Raw genomic sequence first — 25,294 nt, 5'->3', positions numbered from 1 at the left:
CCGTCGGCTGTCAACAGCCGTTCGACCTGCGGTTCTTTACGTAAACCGCTGGTCAGTGCGGAGGACGCGCAGGTCGCGAGACGGGGTGACGACAGCCGTTCGGAGCCGCGCCACCCCCGGAGATCACTCGCTCGGCCGCACGAACACCGTCCGCCCGCCCACCACCGTGCGCAGGCAGACCGGCAGGTCGGCGCCCGGGGAGAGGTCGGGCAGGCCGGGGGTGCCGGAACGGGGGTCGGTGGACCAGCGGGCGACACGGTCGTCGGGCGCCTGGACGATCAGCTCGTCGGTGCGCCAGACCGCGTAGTCGGCGGGTGCGCCCGGCACCAGGACGCCCGCGTCGTCCCGGCCGATCGCCCGCCAGCCGCCCCGCGTGTGGGCCGTGAACGCGGCACGGACCGAGATCCGGTGCTCGGGCGTGCGGTGGAAGGCGGCGGCGCGGACCGTGCCCCACGGGTCGAGCGGGGTGACCGGGCTGTCGGAGCCGAAGGCGAGCGGGACACCGGCGCGCAGCAGGGCCGCGAAGGGGTTCAGGGTGCGGGCCCGCTCCGCGCCCAGCCGCTGGGCGTACATGCCCTCCTCGCCGCCCCAGAGCGCGTCGAACGCGGGCTGCACGGAGGCGGTGAGGCCCAGCTCGGCGAAGGCGGCGATCGTCTCGGGCGTGAGCATTTCGGCGTGCTCGACGCGGTGCCGGGCGGCGCGGACGCGGGCCAGGCCGACCTTCTCGGCGGCCGTGCGGATGCCCTCGACGACGGCGGCCACGGCGGCGTCGCCGATGGCGTGGAAGCCCGCCTGGAGGCCCGCCTCGGTGCATTCGGCGACATGGGCGGCCACGGCGGCCGCGTCCAGATAGGCGGTGCCGGTGTGCCCGGCGTCCGTGTACGACCGGTGCAGACAGGCGGTGTGGGAGCCGAGGGCGCCGTCGACGAACAGGTCTCCGGCGGCGCCGAGGGCGCCGAGCTCACGCGCCTTGGCGAGGTCCCGCTCGGCCCAGTAGCCGACGACCCGCGGCCCGGCCTCCTCGGCGGCGAGCCGCAGCAGCCCGGTGAAGTCGTCCTCGGAGGAGATGTCCGGCCCGGCGCACTCGTGCACGGAGCCGATGCCGAGGGAGGCGGCGTGGGCGAGGGCGGTGCGCTGGGCCTCGGCGCGCTGGGCCGGGGTGATGGCGCCGAGCGCGGTGGCGCGTACGGCGTGGTGGGCGTCGGCGGTGAGCGGCCCGTCCACGCGTCCCAGGGACGTCATGTCGAGCAGGGCCGTCGTCACGACCGCCGAGTGGACGTCGATGCGGGAGAGGTAGAGCGGGCGGCCTCCGGTGGCCGTGTCGAGCTCCTCGCGCGTGGGCGGACGGCCGCCGGGCCAGCGGGCGGCGTCCCAGCCGTGACCGAGCAGGACGCGGTCGTCCGGGCGGGCCGCTGCGAAGTCCCGTACGCGCGCGAGGGCCGCCTCCAGGGAGGGCGCGTCGGACAGGTCGAGGCCGGTGAGGGCGAGGCCGGTGGCGGTGGTGTGGACGTGGGCGTCGGTGAACGCGGGTGTGACCAGCGCGCCGTCCAGGTCGATCACTTCGTCGACCCCGTCGGCGAAGGCGTCGGCGGCTCCCTCGGAGCCGACCCAGGCGACCTGACCGCGCTCCACGACCATCGCGGTGGCGAAGGGGTCTGCGGGGCTGTGGACCTCCCCCCGGCGGAGCAGGACGGTCTTGGGTACGGCGCTGGACTCACTCATGGGGAACAGTCTCGCGCCTGGTGGGGAGCGCTCCGCACGCAGGGCGGCTCAGATGCGCGGCGGCCGGGCCTCGTAGGGGGTGGAGAGCACCACCGTGGTCCGGGTGGAGACCCCGGCCAGCGAGCGCAGCCGCGCCAGCAGTTCCTCCAGCTCGTGCGGGGTCGCCACCCGGACCTTGAGGATGTAGTTCTCGTCGCCCGCGACGCTGTGGCAGGCCTCGATCTCGGGCACCCCGGCCAGGCGGTCGGCGATGTCGTCGGGGGCGCTGGGGTCGAACGGTTTCACCGAGATGAAGGCGGTCATGGGCAGCCCGACGGCCTCGGGGTCGACGACGGCCGCGTACCCGCGGATGACGCCACGCTGCTCCAGCCGGCGCACCCGCTGGTGCACGGCCGACGTGGACAGGCCCGTGGCCTTGCCGAGGTCTGTGTAGCTCATCCGCCCGTCCTTGACGAGCAGCTGCACGATTTGACGGTCCAGCTCCTCCATGACGCAAGAACTTACAGCGCGCGTGATCTCCTCGGATACCTCAGCGGCCCAGGTCATGCCCGGTTCGTGATGTGGCCGGGAGCGGCCTGTGCGTCGGCTGGGGGACAAAACGGCCGCGCCGGGCACCTGCGTGCGGCATGTGACGAACGCCACAGCGCCCGAACGGTCTCCGTGATGTTCTCGTGATTACCGCCGAGACCGGGCGGGAAGTGCTTGCTGTGGTCGAGGCCGCAGCGCCTTCACGGCCCAGCCCGAGGGGGAGAATCCCATGCAGAGTCTTAAGCGCCCTGGTCGTACCGCACCCAAGCGACTCCACGCGGTCGCCGAGCCCGAGCCGGAGGGCGTCGAACCCGACGCCCTCGACGACGAGTTCGACGCGTACGACACCTTCGAGATGTTCCGGGTGATCTGCCCGGACTGCGCGCAGCCCATCGCCCTGCTGGCCGACGAGGAGGTCCTGCCGGAGCACGCGCTGTGCGCCTCGCCCTGGAACCCCTTCGGTCTCACGGTCTGCGCCGGTACCGGCCGCCGTGCCGCCGAAGCACGTCCGGCGGACGCGGACGTCAAGCCCCAGGAGCAGGACACCGCCCTGCTGTTGACGCTCCCTCAGGGACTCGACTGGCGGACCCAGCCCTTCTCGCACGTCGGCGGACCGGGCTCGCGCCCCATCAGGGTCCCCGCGATGCGGCACCACGCCGCCTGAGCGCGTACCCGAGAGGCACCGCTCAATCCCAGTAGCTGCCCTGCACCATGGCTCGCAGGCTGCCGTGGTGCAGGATCAGTGCGTCCGGGTCGGCCGGGACGACGGCTTCACCGAAGTGCACCTGCCGGTAGGCGACGCGCAGCATGACGACGGCCTGCCGCAAGGCGGCGTAGAGCGTGTAGAAGTCCATGTCGCGCGGGGTGTGGCCGGTGAGTTCGGCATAGCGCGCCTCGACGCGGTCGCGGCGCAGGAAGTCCGGCAGCCCGCGCTGGCCGAAGGCTTCGGTCAGGTCCTGGAAGAAGCGGTGCAGATAGACCGTCCAGCCGAGGTCGACTTCGCGTGGAGCGAGGGCCGCCATCTCCCAGTCGAGGACCGCGGCGGGCGCGAAGCCGTCGTAGACGACGTTTCCGATGCGCGCGTCGCCCCAGTTGAGGACCGGTGGGCCCGGTTCCCGGGGCCACAACTCCTCCAGCCGGTCGAAGGCCGCCTCGATGAGCGGTGAGCGGGCGACGCCGTCGACGACCCAGTCGTAGTAGGCGCGTTGGGCCAGGAAGTGGCGGCGCAGTGCGTCGCCCTCGCCGGGCAGCGCGAGGAACTCGGCTTCTTCCGCCGGTACTTGGTCGTGCAGTCGGGCCAACAGACCGACCGTGCAAGCCTCCAGGTCTTCCCGTTCCTCCTCGCTCGCCGCGTGCAGCCAGTTGCCCTCGTAGGTGTACGGCATGACGTCCGGTGGAACGCGCCCCTCCACACGCTGCATGACGAAGAAGGGCGCGCCGAGCGGCCCGGGGTCCTCCTCCAGCCAGAGCACCTTCGGCACGGGCAGGTCGGAGTGCTCCCCCACCACACGCATCGTCCGGTACTGGCGGACCATGTCGTAGACCGGGAAGACGGTGTACGCCGCCGGGTCCGCCGCCAGCCGCAACGCGCAGGCGCGCACGGGTGGTTCGGGGTGCTCGATGTCGAAGAGGAGCGTCTCGCTGGACATGCCGTTGGAGGCCGGGACGGTCGCGCCGACGGCTTTCGCGCCCGGCAGCCGGGTGTCGAGCCAGGCCGTGAGACGGCGGGCGAGGTCCTCCGGGTCACGCGTGGTCGTACGGGGCCGAGGTGCCGTGGCCACGAGGCAACCTCCTTGGCTGGCGGCGGACGTGGATGTGAGTCAACTCCCTCATCTGGCAGTGGAGTCGAAGCCGGTGAACCCGCTCGGGTCGTGCCGTCCGAACGAGCCGTGCTCGAAGATGCCGTGGCCGACCTGTCCGTCGAGGCGGAAGCGGGCGGCGTGGTCGGTGACCCCGTACGCGGCGAGCGGGTGCCGCTCGGTGAGGCCGTAGGTGCGGCGGTCCGTCCAGCCGTGGCCGCGCCAGGTGCCGTGCTGCCAGTCGTCGGCCGGTGGGTAGCCGGCACCGAGCGCCAGCGGGGAGGAGGTGAGGATCTCGACCTCCAGCTCCTGGGGCTTGCGGACGTCGCCGAGGTGGACGACGGCGCGTTCGGGGTGGCGGGTGCCGGGGCGGTAGGTGATCTCCGGCTGGGGCCAGCCGAGTTGGCGGTCGGGGTGGCCGGGGCGGACGAGCGTGGCGTCGTTCAGCGTGCGGTAGCCGTCGGCGTCCTCCTGGACGATCACCATGAGGAACCGGTCGGCGAAGCGGACGGGGCACCAGATCCAGTGGAAGCCCTCGGTGGGGTGCTCCGCCGCGAGCCTGCCGCCGTCCTCGCCGGGCATCGGCCGCACACCCCAGCTGCGGTCCCGGGTGCCGGTCCACTCCCCCGGCGTGACGCGGAACTCCTCACCGGCCGCGCGCAGGACACCCGCCACGCTCCCCGCCTGCACGAACCGCCGCCCCTCCAGGGTGAGCCGGCCGCCGCGGCGCTGGACGTGGTGGGGTTCCGAGAGGGCCGGGAAGCCGGCGGTCCAGACGAGGTCGTACGACAGCGCGTCGTCGTCGCAGACCAGGCGCAGCCGGCGCAGCGGTTCCTCGACCTCGATCCGGAGCGGGCCGACGGTGAGCCGCATCCGGTCCTCGCCGAGGGCGTCGGAGGCGCGGACCGCGTGCAGGATCTGGCCGGTGCGGAGGGTGGCGTACGCGTCGATCACCCCGAGGTTCGGATACACCCCGAGCCCGACGATCAGCAGGGCACGGCCCTCGTGGTCCAGGACGTGGAAGATGCAGCGGTCGTAGGCGTTCCGGTCGCCGGTCGCCACGTGCTTCATGGAGAGGGGCACCTGGTGCACCGGGTACTCGTCGAGCGGTACGGGGCGGTCGTCGGCCACGGCAGACCTCCCTGGAGGCGGCTGGGCTGACGGTACGTCAGATACGCGACGGAGGCCAGACACGGGGACGGCCCGCAGACGCGCGACCGATTCCGGACACGGACAGGCCTGGCAGACGCGCGACGGACGCCGGACACGGACATGCCTGGCAGACGCGCGGGTCACCCCGACAGACGCGCGGGGCACACGCCGGGCACGGGCACAACCCGCAGACGCGCGGCAGGTGCCGGATGCGGAGGTGGTTGCGAACTCACGGTCGAATCCACCGGCGGGTGACCTGTCCGACCACCACCGCGTTGCCCTGGTATGACCCCCACCTATTCAGCGACCGGGCGTCAGCGCCGGGTGTTCGTGCCGCCGCCCGCAGGATCGGTTCCGCTGCCGCAGCAGCAGGATCCGCCGATCTACCGCGACCTGATGCGGGCCTGGGCCGACCGGGGCCGCACCCTGCCCGGGCGCCACGACCCCGAGTGGGTCCGGCTCGCGGCGCCGCAGGTCAGGACGGGTCAGTTCAGCGGGACTCCGGTCCCGCCAGGTGACGGGCGATGACCATCCGCTGGATCTGGTTGGTGCCCTCGACGATCTGCAGGACCTTGGCCTCGCGCATGTAGCGCTCGACCGGGAAGTCCGCGGTGTAGCCGTACCCGCCGAGCACCTGGACCGCGTCCGTCGTGACCTTCATCGCGGCGTCGGTGCACAGCAGCTTGGCCATGGCGGCCTGCTTGGCGAACGGCCGGCCCGCGTCCCGCAGCCGCGCCGCCGACAGATACAGGGCACGGCCCGCCTCGACCTGGGTCGCCATGTCGGCGAGCATGAAGCGCAGTCCCTGGAAGTCGGCGATGGGCTTGCCGAACTGCCGCCGCTCGGTCGCGTACCCCACGGCCGCGTCCAGCGCCGCCTGGGCCACGCCGATCGCACAGGCCGCGATGCCGAGGCGCCCGGAGTCGAGCGCGGACAGGGCGATCGCGAAGCCCTGGCCCTCGTCACCGATGCGCCGGTCGTCACCGACGCGCACGCCGTCGAGGTGGACCTGGGCGGTGGGCGAGCCCTTCATGCCCATCTTCTTCTCCGGCATCGCGCCGCTCAGGCCGGCCGCGTCACCGGGCACCAGGAAGGCGGTGATCCCGCGGGCGCCCTCCTCACCGGTGCGGGCCATCACGGTGTAGAAGTCGGCGATGCCGCCGTGCGTGATCCAGGCCTTGGTGCCGGTGATGACCCAGTCGTCACCCTCCCGCACCGCCTTGGTGCGCAGCGACGCGGCGTCCGAGCCGGAGGCGGGCTCGGAGAGGCAGTACGCGCCGAGGAGGCCGCCGCCGAGCATCGCGGGCAGGTGCTCGACCTGCTGCTCCTTGGTGCCGTAGGCGGCGAGGGCGTAGGAGGCCAGGGTGTGCACGCTGACCCCGAGGCCGACGGTGAGGCGGGCCGCGGCGAGCTCTTCGAGGACCTGGAGGTACACCTCGTACGGCTGGTCGCCGCCGCCGTACTCGGAGTCGTAGGGCAGTCCGAGCAGTCCGGACTGCGAGAGCAGGGTGAAGACCTCGCGGGGGAAGTGTCCGGCGTCCTCTTCCTCGGCCGCCTTCGGGGCGATCTCTCGCTGCGCGATGTCGCGGACGAGCGAGATCAGATCCCGGGCCTCGTCCGTGGGCAGTTGACGGTCCACCGGCTGCGGGGCGCGCTCGGACATGACGACGCTCTCCTCCCTGTCGGGCACGTCGGCGGGTGCGCACCTTGGGTGGGGCGGCGCCGCCGGGTCTTGATGAGGGCTTGGCCGATGCTCGCACCCCCGGGTCTCGGAAGCTGCTGACCAGCGGCTCTGCGCTGTGAGTATGCCCGATCGGCGGCACCGAGTCACCAGTTAACGACCGCTTACTTCAGGATACCTGGAGCGAGGCTCGCGGAGCGCGAAATTGGTCCGAACCATTGACGTACTGGTCTAGTCCTCCTAGCGTGGCGGACCAACGCCTTACCGCGTTCATGCCAATCGGCGCATGTTCCCCTCTCCCCCACGAGGAGACACCCGATGCACACCTCCCCACGTCCCCGCACCCGCTTCCGGGCGCTCATGTCGGCCGCCTGCTGCGCCGTCCTCGGCGCCGGACTGCTGGCCGGAGCGGGTACCGCGACCGCGGAGCCCGCCGCGAAGCCCACGGTGAAAGCCGGGTCCAAGGTCGTCGGCTACTTCACCGAATGGGGCACCTACGACCGCAAGTACTACGTCAAGAACATCGAGACGTCCGGCTCCGCGGCCCGGCTCACGCACATCAACTACGCCTTCGGCAACGTCACCGGCGGCAAGTGCGCGATGGGCGACTCCTACGCGGCGACCGACCGCGCCTACACCGCCGCCGAGTCGGTGGACGGCGTCGCCGACACCTGGGACCAGCCGCTGCGCGGCAACTTCAACCAGCTGCGGGAGCTCAAGAAGAAGCACCCGGGTCTGAAGGTCCTGTGGTCCTTCGGCGGCTGGACCTGGTCGAGCGGCTTCGGCGAGGCCGCGAAGAACCCGGCCGCGTTCGCGCAGTCCTGCTACGACCTGGTGGAGAACTCCAAATGGGCCGATGTCTTCGACGGCATCGACATCGACTGGGAGTACCCGAACGCCTGCGGCAACACCTGTGACACCAGCGGGCGCGAGGCGTTCAAGAACCTGATGGCGGCGCTGCGTTCGAAGTTCGGCGGCGGCAACCTGGTCACCGCGGCCATCACCGCCGACGCCACCTCCGGCGGCAAGATCGACGCGGCGAACTACGCGGGCGCGGCCCAGTACGTCGACTGGTACAACCCGATGACGTACGACTACTTCGGCGCCTGGGCCGCGAGCGGCCCGACGGCACCGCACTCGCCGCTGAACTCCTACTCGGGCATCCCGACGGCGAACTACTACACCTCGGCGACCATCGCCAAGCTCAAGGGCCTCGGCATCCCGGCCTCGAAGCTGCTGCTCGGCATCGGCTTCTACGGCCGCGGCTGGACCGGCGTGACCCAGTCGGCGCCCGGCGGCACCGCGACCGGTCCGGCGGCGGGGACGTACGAGCAGGGCATCGAGGACTACAAGGTGCTGAAGTCGAAGTGCCCGGCCACCGGCACCGTGGGCGGTACCGCGTACGCCAAGTGCGGCAGCGACTGGTGGAGTTACGACACCCCCGCAACCATCGCGACGAAGATGTCGTACAAGAACCAGCAGGGGCTCGGGGGCACCTTCTTCTGGGAGCTGAGCGGTGACACCACCGGTGGCGAGCTGATCAAGGCGATCAACTGAGCTGAGCGGCAGGGCACTTGGGGCGGGGGCGCGCGGCAGCCTCCGCCTCGGGTGTGCCGAGGGTCGTCAGGCGTCGCGGCGGGCCGGCTCCGGGGCCGGGTAGGACGGGTCGAGCTCCTCGATGGCACGCATCGCGCCGCCCAGGGTCTTCACCAGGAGTTCGCGCATGGTGTCACGGGGCAGTTCGGGGTGGTCGATCCAGTCGAGGGTGGCGCCCTCGACGCTGCACACCCAGGCCAGCAGGCCCATGCGGGCCAGCGGGGCGATGTCGGTACGGCCGTACGCCCCTTCGGCGATGGTCGCGACGATCGCCTCGCGCACCCCGTCCCGGATGGCGTGCACCTCGGTGTCGAAGCCGACACCACCGCTGACGACGGTGCGGTAGGCGGCCTGGTTGTGCTCGGCGTAGCGCAGATAGCTGTCGATCGTGCGGTGGACCCGGTCCAGTTGGGGCAGTTGGACGCCACTCGCCGCGAACGTGACCAGGTCGGCCACGGAGTCCTGGATGATCGCCAGGTAGTAGCCGCGCTTGGACTGGAAGTAGTAGTAGATCAGCCCCTTGGCGACATGCGCCTGACGGGCGATGTCGTCCATGGAGAGCGCGTCGTACGACGTGTCGGCGAACAACCGCCGCCCGATCGCGATGAGTTCGGCGCGGCGTGCGACCGAACGCTCGGTGCCGCGCGCCCGTGGCCGGGCGGCCGCGCGCTGATCACTGATATTCAATTTCGACCCTGGTCTCGGGCTGGCGGCGGGACATCCGCAGTATGTCAGGTCATGGGCGCGTCAGGTCACAGAAGGCCGAGCTGGGTGACGAGCATCGCGATCACCACGACGAGAGTCCAGCCCGCGAGGTGCTCGACGATCTTCGGGCCGTCGTCCTTGGGGCCGCCGGTGCGGCTGCGGGCGCGGGCGGCGGTGGCTGCTTGTGCGGTCATGGCGTCTCGCTGATCTCGGATGTGCGGGTGGACTCCCCCACCGGTGGGTGGACTCCCCCACCGATCCGTCCACCTTGCCACCGACCGGGGCTTTTGCGACCGAGACCTTGGTCACAGGGCCCCGGTGCGCACCGGGGCCCGGGCCGCGTCAGCGGACTCCCACCGCCGCGAGCGCCTTGCACTGCCGCGGGGTCGGCCGGGCGGGGAAGTACAGGTAGCAGACGCCGCCGGTACCGGAGACCACCTTGCCGCTGGCGTTGTAGCGCTTGGTGCGGAGCCAGATGTTCTCCCACTCGCGCCGCTTGTAGACCCGCCGCACCGCCTCGTCGCTCGGCGAGGCGGGGTCGTTGGCGATCACATCGCCCTCGGCGGTGAACCCGATGACGGTCATCAGGTGCCCGGAGGTGCCGTATCCCGCGCCGGTGAGCTCCTCCTTCAGGAAGGACTGGGACGTTATGGCCGGGATGCCGGCCGCGATCAGCGTCTCCAGGTCGGTGAGCGAGCCGAGCCGGGTGACCACGCCCTGGAGGCCGTCGAAGGTGGCCGCGTAGGCGGCGTTGAACGGCCAGTTGCCGCAGCCCGCGTACTGGTAGTCGAACGTGTACCGGGCCGCGTGGCACACCTGCGGATCGGCGTACGTCGGGTTCACCCAGGCCAGTTGCTCCGGGGTGAGCCGGCCGCCCCAGTACTCGATGATCATCTGCGAGGAGGTGGGACTGCACCAGGCCTCGCCGCCGTTGTCGTACTCGGGGTACTGGCCCGCGTGGATCTCCTGCGAGTACCGCGGGACGATCAGCTCCTGGGCGAGGCCCGGGGTGGAGGCGGGGACGGTGAAGCGGTCGGGGATGTCGGAGCCCATCGCGCCGAGCCGCCACACGGTCGGGGTCTTCCTGGTGCCGGGCTTGCGGTAGAGGGTCAGGCGGAGCCGGTACGAGGTGAGGCGCAGGCCCGTCGCCGGGTCGTCGATCGCGAAGGTGTCCGTCCAGATGCTGCTCTTGTCGTCGGTCTGGTCGTCCACCGAGGTCCGCCGGATGTCCTGGTCGCCGGCCGCCCAGCGGCCCATCACGTACCAGGGGGTGTCGGTGCCGTCGGAGTACGTGCCCTTCAGCTCCACCTGGAGCCAGGTGCCGTCCGGCGTGTGCGCGTTCCAGGACGCGATCGCCTCGGTCGAGGGGACGGCGAGCTTGTGGACGGGGGACGTCCAGGTCGCGTACTCCCAGCCGGCCGTCGTGCCGGTGTGCGGGTCGGTGTAGTCGACGGTACCGGCGGCAGCGCCGATGACCAGCCCCGGACGGGCGCCCGCGACGGCACGCGTCCCCTTCGCGAGGCCGCTGCGCCAGTCGGTGTACGACGTCCAGAAGCGGTTGTCGACGAGTCGGGCGGGCGCCTGCGCCGGCCCTCCGGCATCGCTCGCGGCGACGGCCGGGCCCGCGCTGCCGGCCACCGCGGCGGCGACCGCGGCGGTCAGAACGGTTCTGCGGGACGGCTGTTCGGCTCTGATCATGGGCGGAACGACCCCCAAGTGTGTCCGAGTTCGGGCAGGTCCACTGCACGTTTGTGCGCCAACTATGACCACAGACGACGTGGTCCTGCCAGCACTTCGGGACATGCCACGCCCACGAATATTGGCCTCGACCACTGGCATGACCTGCGTGAGTAGACTCCGGCCCCGGACATCGGCCCCCCGCACACCCCAGGAACAGCCATCCAGCAGCTCTCGTCCCGCCTCCACCGTCTCGCGCCGTCCTGCGGACCGGTCCGGCTGATCGGTGTCGACGGGCACGCCGGTTCCGGGAAGTCCACGTTCGCCGGGCAGTTGGCGACGGCACTCGGGGAGGCCCCGGTGCTGCATCTCGACGACATCGCCAGCCACGAGGAGCTGTTCGACTGGACCGGGCGGCTGCTGGAGCAGGTGATCGAACCCTTCCGCCGGGGCGAGACCGCGCGCTACGCCCCCTACGACTGGCGCCTTCGGCGCTTCGGACCACCGCGCGCCCTGCCGCCGGCTCCCGTCGTCCTCGTCGAGGGCGTCGGCGCCGGGCGTCGCGCGCTGCGCCCGCATCTGGCGATGCTGCTGTGGATGGAGTTGCCCCGAGAGGAGTCCTGGGACCGGGGCCGCTCCCGTGACGGGGCGGAGCAGCGGGAGTTCTGGGACGGGTGGGTCCGGGCGGAACGCGCGCACTTCGCAGACGACCCCTCCCGGCCGTTCGCCGATCTTCTGGTGCGGCAGAGGGAAGAGGGGTACGAGATGCTTCCCGGGCCCGCCGGGACCGTTGGACCGGACCAGGTGATCACTCAGGGTGACGGACCGCCCGCGGTGTGGTGAACTTGTGAAGACCCTTGCGGTCGAACTTCCCGGAGTGCCCCAACTCCGCTTGACCGAGGGGCCGTACAGGACTTACGTTCTCAATGTGCGGCCTTTCGAAGCCGCCCGCAGTCGCGAAGCCCCCGGTTGTTCCCCCGTGATCGGGGGCTTCGTTCTGCCCTCAACTCCTTTTCCGGACGCTCCGAGACGCGATTCGCTCACCCTCGGTCACCATCCGGAATGCGCCCCATCTGCTCCCACCTCGTCAAACGGCCTGTGCGGCACCCTTCGGCGGGCCGTACCCCCGCAGGTACGATGCCCTCGGTGCGACCTACGGACGGCAGCTCTGCGCACCGTTGCAACTCCGGTCCGCAGCAAGGCGGTTCGATCAAGGCGGCAGACGGGCGACGGCCCGGCGGCCAACCAACGGGGGCACGGTTTGTGGGGGACGTGATGGACTTCGGCACGCAGGGCCCGCAGGCCCCGGCCGACCTCGCCTGGCTGCGAGGTGTGGATGCCTACACGATGGGCGCCTATCCGCAGGCGGAGGAGGAGTTCCGGGCCGCGGTGCGGATGGACCCGGGGATGGCCGACGGCTGGCTCGGGCTGCACGCGCTGCGCATCGACACGACGACCGCGCTGCTGCGGATGTTCCGGCACCGGGAGCGCTTCGGGGAGCAGCGCGCCCGGCACCGCCGGACGCTCAACTCCTGGTACTGGCTGGGCTGGTGGGTGCAGCCGGTGCTGGAGAGCCCGCGTGATCTGCTGCTCGCGCACGCCTCGCACTGGCTTGACGGGCGCCATGTCCCGGAGCTGGACCGGGCGCTGGCGGGCCTGCCCCCCGTGGACACCGATCCGCAGGTCCGTTTCCTGCACGCCTGCCGCGCCTATCTGGTCAAGGACTGGGACCAACTGGTCCGGCACACCGACCCGTTGATCGACGACCCGCTGCTCGGGATCGAGGCGGGCCTGTTCGGCGGCATGGCGCGGGTGCGCCTGGAGATGTACGGGCAGGCCGAACCGCTGCTCTCGGCGGCGCTGATGCGCTGCCGCAGCGAGCAGCCGCAGCGCAAGGAGCTGCGCTACTGGCTCGCCCGCGCCCACGAGGGCACCGGACGCTCCGCCGCCGCACTCCCCCTCTACCGTGCCGTGCACCGCGTCGACCCGGCGTTCATGGACACCTCCGCCCGGCTCGCGGCGATCGCCGAGGGCGACGGCTACGACGACGCGGCCGACCTCGCGGCGATCACGCTGTCCGGCGCGCAGGACGCGCTGGAGGGGCCGGACGGTCTCGATCCGTTCTTCGGCACCGAGGGGCGGGACCTCAGGCTGCCCGAACCCGACCTGCCGACCGGGCCGCTGCCTTCGGTGACCGACCCCGCGGTGCGCGAGAAGCTCGCCACCTCGCCGCCGCTGCCCGCCGGCCCCACCGACCCCGTCTTACTGGAGGAAGCGCTCAACGAACTGGAGCGCATGGTCGGCCTGGAACCCGTGAAACGTCAGGTCAAGGCGCTCTCCGCGCAGTTGAACATGGCGCGGCTGCGGGCCGGGCAGGGGCTGCCGGTCCAGCCGCCCAAGCGGCACTTCGTCTTCTCCGGCCCCTCCGGCACCGGCAAGACCACCGTCGCCCGCATCCTGGGCCGGGTCTTCTACGCGCTCGGCCTGCTCGGCGGCGACCACCTGGTCGAGGCCCAACGGGCCGATCTCGTCGGCGAGTACCTCGGGCAGACCGCCGTGAAGGCCAACGAACTCATCGACTCCGCGATCGGCGGGGTGCTGTTCGTGGACGAGGCGTACTCGCTCTCCAACTCCGGTTACGGCAAGGGCGACGCCTACGGCGACGAGGCGCTCCAGGTGCTGCTGAAGCGGGCCGAGGACAACCGGGACCACCTGGTGGTGATCCTGGCCGGCTATCCGGAGGGCATGGACCGGCTCCTCGCCGCCAACCCCGGACTGTCGTCGCGCTTCACGACGCGCGTGGACTTCCCGTCGTACCGCCCCTTGGAGCTGACCTCGATCGGGGAGGTGCTCGCCGCCGAGAACGGTGACGCGTGGGACGAGGAGGCGCTGGACGAGCTGCGGTCGATCGCCGGACACGTGGTGGACCAGGGGTGGATCGACGAACTCGGCAACGGGCGGTTCCTGCGGACGCTGTACGAGAAGAGCTGCGCGTACCGGGATCTGCGGCTGTCGACGTACCCGGGGATGCTGACGCGGGACGACCTGTCGACGTTGCGGCTGCCGGATCTGATGCAGGCGTACGGAGAAGTGCTGTCGGGGCGGGGGCCGCAGGACCCGTCGGCGATGTAGCCCCCGCCCGCGGCTACTTGGCGAGTGCCTCCTCCGGCTCTCCGCTGGCTCTCGGCTCCGTCACCTTCACCTCGGTGGCCTCTCGGTGTGCGGGATCCGTCACCTCGCCCACCAGGAGTTCGAGTACGTCCTCCAGGGCGACCAGCCCCAGCACCCGGCCCGACGCGTCCGCCACCTGCGCCAGATGCGTCGCCGCACGGCGCATCACCGTCAGGGCGTCGTCCAGCGGGAGTTCGGACCGGAGGGTGGTCATGGAGCGCCAGATGTGCTGGGGCACCGCACGCTCGGACTCCTCCAGGTCCAGTACGTCCTTCACATGCAGGTAGCCCATGAAGGCGCCGTTGTCGGCGACGACCGGGAAGCGGGAGTAGCCGGTGCGGGCGGTCAGTTCGACGACCTGGCCCGGGGTGACCGACGGGCCGACGGTCACCAGGGAGTCGCGTTGCAGCAGGACGTCCGTGACCGGGCGGGACCCCAGTTCCAGGGCGTCCTCCAGGCGTTCCTGCTCCTCGGGGTCGAGGAGACCGGCCTGACCGGAGTCCTCCACCAGGCGGTTGAGCTGCTCGCTGGTGAAGACCGCCTCGACCTCGTCCTTGGGCTCGACGCGGAAGAGCCGCAGGATGCCCTGGGCGCAGGCGCCGAGCGCGAGCGTGATCGGCTTGCACAGGCGGGCGAAGGCGACCAGGCCGGGGCTGAGCCACAGCGCGGCCTTCTCGGGGGCCGCCATGGCGAGGTTCTTCGGGACCATCTCGCCGATGACGAGGTGGAAGAAGACGACAGCGGCGAGCGCGATCACATAGCCCAGCGGGTGGATCATGCCGTGCGGCAGGTGGATCCACTCGAAGACCGGTTCCAGCAGATGCGCGACGGTCGGTTCGGCGACCGCGCCCAGCGTCAGCGAGCAGACGGTGATGCCGAACTGGGCCGCGGCCATCATCTGCGGAAGCCGCTCCAGGCCGTAGAGGACCTGCCGGGCCCTGGCCGTGCCGAGGGGTTCGATCTGGCTTCGGCGCACGGAGACGAGCGCGAACTCGGCGCCCACGAAGAAGCCGTTGGCCAGGACCAGCAGCCCGGCGAACAGGAGTTGGAGCACGCTCATCGGGCAGCCTCCACGACGACACCCGTCCTGACGAGGCGGACCCGCTCGGCGCGGTAGTGCCCGACGCGGCGCACCGACAGCCGCCAGCCCGGGAGTTCGGCGCGGTCGCCGACGGCCGGGATACGGCCGAGCAGATCGGCGACCAGACCGGCGACCGTCTCGTAGGGCCCCTCGGGCACGTCGAGACCTATCCGCTGGAGGATGTCGACCCGGCAGCTGCCGTCGGCGTCCCAGGCGGGGCGGCCGTCCTCCGGCGGGGCGGCGGCGAGTTCGGGCACGTCCTGGCCGTCGTGCTCGTCGCGGACCTCGCCGACGATCTCCTCGACGATGTCCTCCAGGGTGACCACACCGGCCGTGCCGCCGTACTCGTCGACGACGACGGCGATGGGCTGCTCGCTGCGCAACTGGGCGAGGAGCGGCTGGACGGGAAGGGTCTCCGGGACGAGCAGCGCGGGGCGGGCGATCCTGCCCACCGGGGTGCGCAGCCGGTCGTGGGTGGGTACGGCGAGCGCGTCCTTGAGGTGGACCATGCCGACGATCTCGTCGATCTTCTCCCGGTAGACCGGGAAGCGGGACAGCCCGGTCGCGCGGGTCAGGTTGACGACGTCCTCGGCGGTCGCCGACGACTGGAGCGAGCTGACCTTCACGCGCGGGGTCATGACGTGCTGCGCGGTGAGTTCGGCGAGCGACAGGGTCCGCACGAACAGGTCGGCGGTGTCCTGCTCCAGGGCGCCGGCCTGGGCCGAGTGGCGGGCCAGGGAGACGAGCTCACCGGGGGTGCGGGCGGAGGCCAGCTCCTCGGTGGGCTCGACGCCGAGGGCGCGCACGAGACGGTTGGCGACCGCGTTGAGCGCGGCGATGACGGGGCGGAACAGGCGCGCGAAGACGTGCTGCGGGCCCGCGACGAACCGGGCGACCTGCAAGGGCTTGGACACCGCCCAGTTCTTCGGCACGAGTTCACCGATCACCATCTGCACGGCGGACGCCAGCAGCATGCCGATCACGACGGCGACACCGGAGACGGCGCCCTCGGGGATGCCGGTCGCGGTGATCGGGCCGTTCAGCAGCTCCGCGAGCGCCGGTTCGGCGAGCATGCCGACGACGAGGGAGGTGATGGTGATGCCGAGCTGGGTGCCGGAGAGCTGGAAGGAGAGCTCCTTGAGCGACTCCACGACCGTACGGGCACGTTTGTCGCCGTCGGCGGCGGCTTTCTCGGCGTCCGGCCGCTCGACCGTCACCAGGCCGAACTCGGCCGCGACGAAGAAGCCGTTGGCGAGGATCAGCAGGAACGCGGCTGCGAGGAGCAGCAGGGGGATGGTCATGATGCCGCCGCCTCACCGGTATGTCGGGAGGGGGCGGCGCAGGTACTACAGGACGATCCGTCCATCGCTGGAGGGAATCACTCCTCGGGTAGCAGTCGGGCCGCTGAGGGCCGGTTCGGACGTCAGCGGCGGAGGCGCGACGAAAACGCCTCCGCCACCAGATTAATCAAGACAGGGGCCTCTACGGCAGATCCCTTGTGCCGCGGGCCTCCACCAGCGCCCGCAGGGCCCGCGCGTCGGCGATGGCCTGCTGCTTGGCGATGCCGGGCTGGATGCCCAGGGCGGGCAGGCTGGTGCCGTCGCTGAGGTTGAGGAACACCCACGGGTCGCCGGGGCGGAGGTTCACCTGGATGATCTCGGCCCACTCCAGGCGGCGCCGGGAGGCGATGTTCACCACGGTGACACCGGCGTCGTCGGCGACCACCCGCACGCGGGCGAGCATGGCCAGCACACCGAAGATGAGGGCCGCGGTGAGGATGAAGCTGAGCCGCTCACCGGGGCCGAGCTTCTCCAGGAGCAGCGCGATCGCCGTGATCGTGGCGAAGATCGCGACGCCTGCGGAGAGCAGCACGGCCCGGGTGCGGCCGGGGCGGAAGGTGACGGGGAGGGCGGGAACGTCGGACATGGCTGGGCGGTCCCTCAGAGGCGGCAGGCGTGGATGGCCGTCGTCAGGATGGCCCGCGCACCGATGTCGTACAGGTCGTCCATGATCCGCTGCGCCTCCTTGGCGGGGACCATCGCACGGACGGCGACCCAGCCCTCGTTGTGCAGCGGGGAGACGGTCGGGGACTCCAGGCCGGGGGTGAGGGCGACGGCCTTCTCCAGCTGCTCGACGCGGCAGTCGTAGTCCATCATCACGTAGGTCCGGGCCACGAGGACGCCCTGGAGGCGGCGCAGGAACTGCTGCACCTTGGGCTCGTTCTCGGCGGAGGTGTCCGCGTCGGTGCGGCGGATCACGACCGCCTCGGACTTCATGATCGGCTCGCCGAAGACCTCCAGGCCCGCGTTGCGCAGCGAGGTGCCGGTCTCGACGACGTCCGCGATGACCTCGGCGACGCCGAGCTCGATGGCGGTCTCGACGGCGCCGTCGAGGTGGACGACGGAGGCGTCGACGCCGTTGTCGGCGAGGTGGCCCTCGACGATGCCCTCGTAGGAGGTGGCGACCGTCTTGCCCTTGAGGTCCTGGACGCTGTTCGCGGTGCCGGGCTTGGCGGCGAAGCGGAAGGTGGAGCGGGCGAAGCCGAGCGGGAGGATCTCCTCGGCCCTGGCGCCGGAGTCGATGAGCAGGTCGCGGCCGGTGATGCCGATGTCGAGGCGGCCGGAGGAGACGTAGATCGCGATGTCGCGGGGGCGGAGGTAGAAGAACTCCACCTCGTTCTCCGGGTCGACGATCCGCAGTTCCTTGGACTCGCGGCGCTGCTGGTAGCCGGCCTCATGCAGCATCTCCGCCGCAGGGCCTGACAGGGAACCCTTGTTGGGGACGGCGATGCGCAGCATGAGGTCGGCTTCCTTACGTGAGAGGTGTGGGGTGGGCTGGTGCGGCTCAGAGGTGGGCGTAGACGTCGTCCAGCGAGATGCCGCGGGCGACCATCATCACCTGGACGTGGTACAGCAGCTGCGAGATCTCCTCGGCAGCCGCCTCCTTGCCCTCGTACTCGGCGGCCATCCAGACTTCGGCGGCTTCCTCGACGACCTTCTTGCCGATGGCATGGACGCCCTTGCCGACCAGTTCCGCGGTGCGGGAGGTGGCGGGGTCGCCGTGTGCGGCCTTGTGCTGGAGCTCGGTGAAGAGCTCCTCGAACGTCTTATTGGACATGGTGACGCTCAGCCTATGCCACAGCCCGCACAGCTCAGCGCCACGGTTCAGATACTGAGCGGAGGATGGCCGCGGTCGCCACCGCCGCCGTCACCGCCTCGTGCCCCTTGTCCTCGTTGGAGCCCTCCAGGCCGGCCCGGTCCAGGGCCTGCTCCTCGGTGTCGCAGGTGAGCACGCCCATGCCGACGGGGACGCCGGTGTCCACCGAGACCTGGGTGAGGCCCTGGGTGACGCCCTGGCACACGTAGTCGAAGTGGGGCGTGCCGCCGCGGATCACGACACCGAGGGCGACGATCGCGTCGTAGCCCCGCCCGGCCAGCGCCTTGGCGACGACCGGGAGCTCCCAGCTGCCGGGGACCCGGAGCAGGGTCGGCTCGTCGATGCCCAGGTCGTGCAGGGCGCGCAGGGCGCCGTCGACCAGTCCGTCCATCACCTTCTCGTGCCACTGCGCCGCGATGACGGCGACCCGCAGGTCACCCACATTGCGTACGGACAGCTCCGGTGCACCCTTGCCGCTCACGTTCTCAGGTCTCCTAGTAAGTGTGTTCTGACGCTGTAAGTGCTGGTGACGCTGCTACTGGTTGTTGCAGGCCGAGACGGCCGACACCCGGGCCACGGGGGCTTCGGTGGCCTCGGGGGCCGGGTCCAGCCAGGGCAGGTCGTGGCCCATCCGGTCCCGCTTGGTGCGCAGGTAGCGGAGGTTGTGCTCGCCGGCCTGCACGGGCATCGGCTCCCGGCCGGTGACCTCGATGCCGTGGCGCACGAGGGCGTCGGTCTTGTCGGGGTTGTTGGTCATGAGACGGACGCTGCGCACGCCGAGGTCCTTGAGGATCTGGGCGCCCGCCCCGTAGTCCCGGGCGTCGGCGGGCAGGCCGAGCTCCAGGTTGGCGTCGAGGGTGTCACGGCCGCGCTCCTGGAGCTCGTACGCCCGCAGCTTGGACAGCAGGCCGATGCCGCGCCCCTCGTGGCCGCGCAGGTAGACCACCACGCCCCGGCCCTCGGCCTGGATGCGGTCCAGGGAGGCGTCGAGCTGGGGGCCGCAGTCGCAGCGGGCCGAGCCGAAGACGTCACCGGTGAGGCATTCGGAGTGGACGCGGACCAGGACGTCCGCGCCGTCGCCGATCTCGCCGTGGACGAGGGCGACGTGCTCGACGCCGTCGACGGTGGAGCGGTAGCCGTACGCGGTGAACTCGCCGTGCGAGGTGGGGAGCTGGACCTCGGCCTCGCGGCGGACGGTGGGCTCGGCGGAGCGGCGGTAGGCGATCAGGTCCTCGATGGAGATGATCGTCAGGCCGTGCTTGCGGGCGAACGGGATCAGCTCGGGCAGGCGCAGCATCCGCCCGTCCTCGCCGGCGATCTCGACGATCGCTCCGGCCGGGCGCAGGCCCGCGAGGCGGGCGAGGTCGACGGCCGCCTCGGTGTGACCGTTGCGCACCAGCACGCCGCCGGGCTGGGCGCGCAGCGGGAAGACATGGCCGGGGCGGACGAAGTCGGTGGGCTCGGCGTCGCCGCTCGCCAGCAGCTGGAGCGTGGTGGCGCGGTCGGCGGCGGAGATGCCGGTGGTCACGCCGTGGGCGCCGGAGGCGTCGACGGAGACGGTGAACGCCGTCTTCATCTGCTCGGTGTTGTCGTCGACCATCTGCGGGAGCCGGAGCCGGTCCAGCTCCTCGCCCTCCATGGGGGCGCAGATCAGACCGCGGCACTCGCTCATCATGAAGGCCACGATCTCGGGGGTGACCTTCTCGGCCGCGACGACGAGGTCGCCCTCGTTCTCGCGGTCCTCGTCGTCGACGACGACGATCGGGCGGCCGGCCGCGATGTCGGCGATGGCCTGCTCGACGGGGTCGAGCGCGAAGTCCTCGATGCCGTCCGTGCTGTAGAGGATCGTTGCCGTACTCATGCCGGCGCTCCTTCCAGAGCGGGCCGCGCGGCCGAGCGGGAGCGCAGCCACCAGTCGCGCATGCCCCACAGGACGAGCGCGCCGTAGATGACGTAGACGAAGCCGGAGAAGGCGTAGCCGTTGGCGAAGTTGAGGGGGACGCCGACGAGGTCGACCAGGAGCCAGGCGATCCAGAACTCGACCATGCCGCGGGCCTGGGCGTACATCGCGACGACGGTGCCGACGAAGATGTAGGCGTCGGGCCAGGGGTCCCAGGACAGGCTGGGGTAGGCCTTGAAAAGCAGGGCGACGGCGACCGTGCCGACGGCCGCGGCGGCGATCATCGCGCCGCGCTCGCGCCAGGTGGCGAAGCGGGGGGCGATGTGGCCGTCGGCGCCCTGCGCCTTGTCGCGGTTCCACTGCCACCAGCCGTACAGCGCGACGACCATGACGATCGCCTGCTTGCCGGCGCTGCCGGTCAGATGGCCGTAGAAGGCACCGAAGAGGATCAGGCCGGCCAGGAACTGGACGGGCCAGCTCCAGATGGAGCGGCGCCAGCCGAGGGCAAGGGCGATGAGGCCGAAGATGTTGCCGATCATGTCCGACCAGAGGATGTGCTGGTCGAAGAGGGTGAAGGCCTCGGTGTTCAGCGAGTTCACTGCCCCGCTCCCTGCGTGCTCGCGAGCAGCCGCTCGACGTACTTGGCGACGACGTCCACCTCGAGGTTGACCGGGTCGCCGGGCTGCTTGTGGCCGAGCGTGGTCAGGTCGAGGGTGGTGGGGATGAGGCTGACCGTGAAGTAGTCGGGGCCGGCGTCGACGACGGTGAGGCTGATGCCGTCGACGGTGATGGAGCCCTTCTCCACGACATAGCGCGCGAGGTCCGCGGGGAGGGAGACCTTCACGATCTCCCAGTTCTCGGAGGGCTTGCGCTCCAGCACCTGGCCCGTGCCGTCCACGTGGCCCTGCACGATGTGGCCGCCGAGCCGGGCGCCCACGGCGGTGGGGCGCTCCAGGTTGACGCGGGAGCCGACGGTGAGGGCGCCGAGGCTGGAACGGTTGAGGGTCTCCGCCATGACGTCGGCGGTGAACTCGTCGCCCTCGTGCTCGACGACGGTGAGACAGACCCCGTTCACGGCGATGGAGTCGCCGTGCTTCGCGCCGTCGGTGACGACGGGGCCGCGCAGCCGGAAGCGGGAGGCGTCGCCGAGATTCTCGACGGCGGTGACCTCACCCAGCTCTTCGACGATTCCGGTGAACACTTCCCGGGTCCTCCTGCCTCATTCGGGCACGGACTCCGGGGCTGTCGATGACGACAGAAAGAGCGAGCAGGGACACCGGGAACGACGCCGGACAGAGTCGTCCACGAGGACGAACACTTACGGCGGCGCGCACGAATGCCCGCCCGCCGCGCACTGCCTCCCATCCGGACTTTAACCGTCGGTCCAGGAATTTCACCTGGTCAACCGGCCGCTGGAAGCGGTCGGGTCGCGGACTGTAACCGCCGGTTCGGACTTTCACCGACCCCGGAGTGCGCTGCTTCTGGTACAGAGCCAGTGTGCCACGGCCGATCGTGGTCCATACGGGTGAGCTGTGTGGAGTGGCTCACAGGTGCCGTGACTGGACTTCTCAACTCGGCCCCACTGTAGGACTCTCTGGTCTAGTCCTTTGTGGATCACCGCGGACCGGCCCGGCGGCGGTGACGACGGCCCTTGCCCGCCGCCGGGCCCTCACATGTCACATTTCCGAGGGGTGCCCGCGTCCCAGCAGACAGAGGTCGTTCCGTCCGGGAGCGACCAGGTCGCACAAAGGGGCTGAACAGCATGACCACGATCCTGGTGACCGGCGGCACCGGCACCCTCGGCCGGCTCGTCACCGAGCGGTTGCGGGCGGACGGGCACGAGGTGCGGGTGCTCAGCCGGCACTCCCAGCCGTACGCCGTCGATCTTCGCGAGGGGGGCGCAGCGCTGGACGCGGCGGTCAGCGGCGTGGACACGATCGTGCACTGCGCGACGACGCAGACGGGCGGGGACGAGAAGGCGGCGGCCCAGCTCGTCGCGGCGGCGCGACGGGCGGGGGTGGGCCACCTCGTCTACATCTCGATCGTCGGCGTCGACCGGGTGCCGTTCCCCTACTACCGGGCCAAGCTCGCCGTGGAGAAGCAGATCGAGGAGTCGGGGCTGCCGTGGACCGTGCTGCGCGCGACGCAGTTCCACGATCTGCTGGTGATGTTCTTCAACGCGGTGTCCCGGGTGCCCGTGATGGTGTTGCCGGCCGGGGTGTCCGACCAGCCGGTCGAGGTGGCCGAAGTCGCGGGGCGGCTGGCCGAGTTGGCGGCCGGGGAGCCCGCGGGGCGGGTGGCCGACATGGGCGGCCCCGAGGTGCGGTCGTTCGAGGAGTTGGCGCGGGCCTATCTGAAGGCGACGGGGCGTCGGCGGCGGGTGATCAACGTGCGGCTGGCCGGGAAGGCTTATCGGGAGTTCCGGGCGGGCGGGCATCTGGCGGCGGAGCGGGCTGTCGGGAAGGGGACGTTCGAGGAGTATCTGGCTCGGCGGTTCGCCGGCCGGGTGGTGTGAATGGTGCGGGCCGGCGGGGGCTGGTCGCGCCCACGCGGCGGAGCCGCACATCGATACGGCCCCGCGCCCCTCAAGAGCCTTGGCGCCCTGGCGGGCTGAACAGGTCCTCCTGGGCGCGCTCCCGTGCCGTCAGCAGCGCGCCCCGCAGTACTGCCGCGCCGCCCAGGGCACTTGACCGCACCTCCGTCGGCAGTGGCGACATGCGGCGGACCCGTTCCTCGACGCTCGCTGCCAGTTCCGCCCCACCCGCCTGACCCACCTCGCCGCCCAGCACCACGCAGCCGGGGTCCAGGACGGCCACCACCGAGGAGACCCCCACGGCGAGCCGGTCGGCGAGGGTGTCCAGGAAGGGTGTGGCCGCGGCTGCCGCCGCCGCCCTCACCAGCGCGGCGGCGACCGGCTCGTCCCCGATCGCCGCCGCCACCACGCCGTACTGCCCCGCCAACTCCGCGATCGCCGCCGACCCCGCCAGCGAGTGGAACCCGCCCTCGCACCCCGTCGCCGAGGGCAGCCCGTCCGTCCCCGGCACCGGCAGGAAGCCGATCTCGCCCGTGCCGCCGGACGCGCCCCGGCGCAGGGCGCCGTCCAGGACCACCGCCGCGCCCGTGCCGTGGCCGAGCCAGAGCAGGACGAAGGTGTCCCGGTCCTGTGCCGCGCCGTCCCGTTGTTCGGCCAGGGCCGCCAGGTTCGTCTCGTTCTCGACGTGGACCCGGGCCTCCGGGAGGCGTTCCTGGAGCGCGGCGATCAGGCGGCGGTGCCACTCGGGCAGGCCCGTGGAGTTGCGGAGTTCGCCGGTGGCGGGGTCGATGAGGCCGGGGGCGCCGATGCCGACGGTGTGCAGGCGGTCGGCCCCGGCCTCCTTGGCGGCCCGCTCCACCAGGGCCACCGCCTGCTCGACCGCGGGTCCGGTGCCGATGTCCCCCGCGATGGGGGCCGCCGACTCGGCCAGGACCCGGCCCAGCAGATCCGAGACGACGACCGAGACGCCCTCGGTGCGGACGTCCAGGGCGGCCAGGTGGGCCCGGTGGGCGACGATGCCGTACAGCTTCGCGTTGGGCCCGCGGCGCTGCTCGCCCGACTCCCCGGCGACCTCGATCAGACCGGCCGCGGTGAGGCGCTCGACGAGGTCGGCGACCGTCGGCCGGGACAGGCCGGTGAGCTGCTTCAACTGCCCTGCCGTCAACGGGCCTTCCTGCTGGAGCAGACGCAGGGCGAGCCGGTCGTTGATGGCCCGGGCGGTGCTGGGGGATGCGGGCATGCCGGGGATCCTTCCAGATCGGCACCGCCACCTGGGGCGGCCTGTGCTGCCCTATCTATCAGGCAGGGTCCCTGATAGTTTACGTCGCCGATGGGGTCCACAGGCCGCGAAGGGGCGGGAGAGTATGAGTGACGTGCTGTACGACCAGGGGCAGGTGAGGCGTGCCCGGTACGCCGTGGCCGCCGTCTTCGCCGTGCACGGCGCCGTCACCGGATCGTTCGCCACCCGCGTGCCGTGGATCCAGGACCACGCCTCGGTGAGCGCCGGTCAGCTCGGTCTGGCGCTGGCCTTCCCCGCGCTCGGCGCGTCCGTGGCCATGCCGCTGGCGGGCCGCGTCAGCCACCGCTTCGGCGCCCGGAACGCCCTGCGCGGTCTGATCTCCCTGTGGACGCTGTCCCTGGTCCTGCCGGCGCTCTCCCCGAACCTGTGGGCCCTGTGTCTCGCCCTGTTCGTGTACGGCGCCACGGCGGGCATGGCGGACGTGGCGATGAACGCGCTCGGCGTGGAGGTCGAGAACCGGCTCGGCCGGTCGATCATGTCCAGCCTGCACGGCATGTGGAGCGTGGGCACGCTGATCGGCTCCGCGGCCGGCACGCTCGCCGCCCACCTGGGCTCGGACGCGCGACTGCACCACACCCTGGCGGCGGCCGTCCTCACCTGCCTCGGCCTGCTGGCCTGCCGCTGGGTGCTGGACCTCCAGCCCGCCGAGGACGAGGAGCCGCCGCCGCGCTTCGCCCTGCCGCCCAAGTCGGCGCTGCTCATCGGTGCCGTCGGCTTCTGCGCGGTCTTCGCGGAGGGCGCGAGCCTGGACTGGTCCGCGGTCTATCTGCGGGACCAGCTGGAGACCTCGGCGGGGCTCGCGGCGGCGTGCACCACCGGCTTCACCCTGACGATGGCGATCGCGCGCCTCGCCGGCGACCGGATCGTCGACCGGTACGGGTCGGTGCGGACGGTCCGGGCGAGCGGGGTCCTCGCCGTGCTCGGCGGGCTGCTGATCGTCGCCGCCCGGAACCCGGCCATGGCGATGACCGGGTTCGCGCTGATGGGGCTGGGGATCGCGGTGGTCGTGCCGCTGTGCTTCGCCGCCGCGGGCCGCAGCGGCTCGAACCCGAGCCTCGCCATCGCGGGCGTCGCGACGATCACCTACACCTCGGGGCTGGTCGCGCCGAGCGCGATCGGCACCATCGCCCAGGCGACCAGCCTGCTGGTGTCGTTCGTCCTGGTCACGGTCCTGGCGAGCGGGCTGGTGGCCTTCGCGAACGTGCTGCGGGCGGGAGACCGCGACCGCCCCAAGCAGAACCGTCCGACGGTACCGGCGCCCGACCCGCGGGCCTGACGCAATCAGCCCTCGGC

24 protein-coding genes and 1 riboswitch are annotated in these 25,294 nt (G+C 71.6%); of the genes, 6 read left to right on the top strand and 18 right to left on the bottom strand.

Annotated features, from left to right (window positions below; translation table 11 throughout):
- Nucleotides 1-123: 123 nt before the first annotated feature.
- Entirely contained in the window at nt 124-1,722 is a 1,599-nt protein-coding gene (locus DI272_RS40950; RefSeq protein WP_109500216.1) for an amidohydrolase, read from the bottom strand.
- Between the two features lie 48 nt (nt 1,723-1,770).
- Nucleotides 1,771-2,211, bottom strand: coding sequence for an Lrp/AsnC family transcriptional regulator (locus DI272_RS40945; RefSeq protein ID WP_004002750.1), 441 nt, complete (start codon nt 2,209-2,211; stop codon nt 1,771-1,773).
- 268 nt (nt 2,212-2,479) lie between these two features.
- On the opposite strand from DI272_RS40945, the gene DI272_RS40940 reads away from it, so the two are divergent.
- Nucleotides 2,480-2,914: a hypothetical protein gene (locus DI272_RS40940; protein WP_109500215.1), complete on the top strand. Its 435-nt coding sequence runs from the start codon at nt 2,480-2,482 to the stop codon at nt 2,912-2,914.
- 22 nt (nt 2,915-2,936) lie between these two features.
- On the opposite strand, the gene DI272_RS40935 is transcribed toward DI272_RS40940, so the two are convergent.
- The 3 genes from DI272_RS40935 to DI272_RS40920 all read right to left on the bottom strand — a co-directional run bounded on the left by DI272_RS40935 (nt 2,937) and on the right by DI272_RS40920 (nt 6,864).
- The gene (locus DI272_RS40935; protein ID WP_109500214.1) at nt 2,937-4,031 is read right to left on the bottom strand and encodes a phosphotransferase family protein; all 1,095 of its coding nucleotides are present in this window, start codon (nt 4,029-4,031) and stop codon (nt 2,937-2,939) included.
- Nucleotides 4,032-4,079: 48 nt separating this feature from the next.
- A complete protein-coding gene (locus DI272_RS40930) occupies nt 4,080-5,180 on the bottom strand; it encodes a hypothetical protein (RefSeq protein ID WP_109500213.1) in 1,101 nt (366 codons plus the stop codon).
- 511 nt (nt 5,181-5,691) lie between these two features.
- Nucleotides 5,692-6,864 (bottom strand): acyl-CoA dehydrogenase family protein, encoded by a 1,173-nt coding sequence (locus DI272_RS40920; RefSeq protein ID WP_109500211.1) that lies wholly within the window; start codon nt 6,862-6,864, stop codon nt 5,692-5,694.
- Between the two features lie 336 nt (nt 6,865-7,200).
- Between DI272_RS40920 and DI272_RS40915 the strand changes: the two genes are divergently transcribed.
- Entirely contained in the window at nt 7,201-8,439 is a 1,239-nt protein-coding gene (locus tag DI272_RS40915) for a glycoside hydrolase family 18 protein (RefSeq protein ID WP_109500210.1), read from the top strand.
- Nucleotides 8,440-8,505: 66 nt separating this feature from the next.
- Here DI272_RS40915 and DI272_RS40910 read toward each other — a convergent pair whose 3' ends face one another.
- The 3 genes from DI272_RS40910 to DI272_RS40900 form a co-directional block, all read right to left on the bottom strand.
- Nucleotides 8,506-9,165 carry a TetR/AcrR family transcriptional regulator gene (locus DI272_RS40910; RefSeq protein WP_109500209.1) on the bottom strand — a complete coding sequence of 220 codons (660 nt, stop codon included), beginning with the start codon at nt 9,163-9,165 and terminating at the stop codon, nt 8,506-8,508.
- Nucleotides 9,166-9,230: 65 nt separating this feature from the next.
- A complete protein-coding gene (locus DI272_RS40905) occupies nt 9,231-9,377 on the bottom strand; it encodes an SCO1431 family membrane protein (protein ID WP_109500208.1) in 147 nt (48 codons plus the stop codon).
- A gap of 148 nt (nt 9,378-9,525) precedes the next feature.
- On the bottom strand, nt 9,526-10,881 hold the full coding sequence (locus DI272_RS40900) for a peptidase C39 family protein (protein ID WP_109500207.1): 1,356 nt from the start codon (nt 10,879-10,881) through the stop codon (nt 9,526-9,528).
- Between the two features lie 171 nt (nt 10,882-11,052).
- Between DI272_RS40900 and DI272_RS40895 the strand changes: the two genes are divergently transcribed.
- The gene (locus DI272_RS40895; protein ID WP_375138126.1) at nt 11,053-11,703 is read left to right on the top strand and encodes a uridine kinase; all 651 of its coding nucleotides are present in this window, start codon (nt 11,053-11,055) and stop codon (nt 11,701-11,703) included.
- A 432-nt stretch (nt 11,704-12,135) separates the two neighbouring features.
- Complete coding sequence (locus tag DI272_RS40890) at nt 12,136-13,992, top strand: AAA family ATPase (protein WP_109500205.1); 1,857 nt, start codon at nt 12,136-12,138, stop codon at nt 13,990-13,992.
- A 13-nt stretch (nt 13,993-14,005) separates the two neighbouring features.
- On the opposite strand, the gene DI272_RS40885 is transcribed toward DI272_RS40890, so the two are convergent.
- From DI272_RS40885 to DI272_RS40845, 9 genes are all read right to left on the bottom strand, one after another.
- A complete protein-coding gene (locus tag DI272_RS40885) occupies nt 14,006-15,091 on the bottom strand; it encodes a hemolysin family protein (protein ID WP_109500204.1) in 1,086 nt (361 codons plus the stop codon).
- Nucleotides 15,088-16,413, bottom strand: a complete 1,326-nt coding sequence (locus tag DI272_RS40880) for a hemolysin family protein (protein WP_109500203.1) — start codon at nt 16,411-16,413, stop codon at nt 15,088-15,090. The genes DI272_RS40885 and DI272_RS40880 overlap by 4 nt, the downstream gene beginning before the upstream one ends.
- 181 nt (nt 16,414-16,594) lie before the next feature.
- On the bottom strand, nt 16,595-17,038 hold the full coding sequence (locus tag DI272_RS40875; protein WP_109500202.1) for a PH domain-containing protein: 444 nt from the start codon (nt 17,036-17,038) through the stop codon (nt 16,595-16,597).
- A 14-nt stretch (nt 17,039-17,052) separates the two neighbouring features.
- Complete coding sequence (gene hisG / locus DI272_RS40870; protein WP_109500201.1) at nt 17,053-17,910, bottom strand: ATP phosphoribosyltransferase; 858 nt, start codon at nt 17,908-17,910, stop codon at nt 17,053-17,055.
- 46 nt (nt 17,911-17,956) lie between these two features.
- Entirely contained in the window at nt 17,957-18,229 is a 273-nt protein-coding gene (locus DI272_RS40865) for a phosphoribosyl-ATP diphosphatase (protein WP_030946750.1), read from the bottom strand.
- A 34-nt stretch (nt 18,230-18,263) separates the two neighbouring features.
- On the bottom strand, nt 18,264-18,749 hold the full coding sequence (ribH, locus tag DI272_RS40860; RefSeq protein ID WP_109500200.1) for a 6,7-dimethyl-8-ribityllumazine synthase: 486 nt from the start codon (nt 18,747-18,749) through the stop codon (nt 18,264-18,266).
- A 54-nt stretch (nt 18,750-18,803) separates the two neighbouring features.
- Entirely contained in the window at nt 18,804-20,129 is a 1,326-nt protein-coding gene (locus DI272_RS40855; RefSeq protein ID WP_109500199.1) for a bifunctional 3,4-dihydroxy-2-butanone-4-phosphate synthase/GTP cyclohydrolase II, read from the bottom strand.
- On the bottom strand, nt 20,126-20,767 hold the full coding sequence (locus DI272_RS40850) for a nicotinamide mononucleotide transporter family protein (RefSeq protein ID WP_109500198.1): 642 nt from the start codon (nt 20,765-20,767) through the stop codon (nt 20,126-20,128). Before DI272_RS40850 ends, DI272_RS40855 begins: the two co-directional genes overlap by 4 nt.
- A complete protein-coding gene (locus tag DI272_RS40845; protein WP_109500197.1) occupies nt 20,764-21,369 on the bottom strand; it encodes a riboflavin synthase in 606 nt (201 codons plus the stop codon). Before DI272_RS40845 ends, DI272_RS40850 begins: the two co-directional genes overlap by 4 nt.
- A 146-nt stretch (nt 21,370-21,515) precedes the next feature.
- Nucleotides 21,516-21,646, bottom strand: a riboswitch (FMN riboswitch).
- Nucleotides 21,647-21,930: 284 nt separating this feature from the next.
- Here DI272_RS40845 and DI272_RS40840 point away from each other — a divergent pair.
- Nucleotides 21,931-22,683 (top strand): SDR family oxidoreductase, encoded by a 753-nt coding sequence (locus DI272_RS40840; protein WP_109500196.1) that lies wholly within the window; start codon nt 21,931-21,933, stop codon nt 22,681-22,683.
- 70 nt (nt 22,684-22,753) lie between these two features.
- Here DI272_RS40840 and DI272_RS40835 read toward each other — a convergent pair whose 3' ends face one another.
- The gene (locus tag DI272_RS40835) at nt 22,754-23,941 is read right to left on the bottom strand and encodes an ROK family transcriptional regulator (RefSeq protein WP_109500195.1); all 1,188 of its coding nucleotides are present in this window, start codon (nt 23,939-23,941) and stop codon (nt 22,754-22,756) included.
- Nucleotides 23,942-24,065: 124 nt separating this feature from the next.
- Between DI272_RS40835 and DI272_RS40830 the strand changes: the two genes are divergently transcribed.
- Nucleotides 24,066-25,277, top strand: coding sequence for an MFS transporter (locus tag DI272_RS40830; protein ID WP_109500194.1), 1,212 nt, complete (start codon nt 24,066-24,068; stop codon nt 25,275-25,277).
- Nucleotides 25,278-25,294 lie beyond the last annotated feature (17 nt).

Origin of the sequence: Streptomyces sp. Act143, from assembly GCF_003143935.1 — a bacterium.
GTDB lineage: Bacteria > Actinomycetota > Actinomycetes > Streptomycetales > Streptomycetaceae > Streptomyces.
Note: the sequence above shows the minus strand (reverse complement) of the source record. Positions and strands in the feature narration are given on the sequence as shown.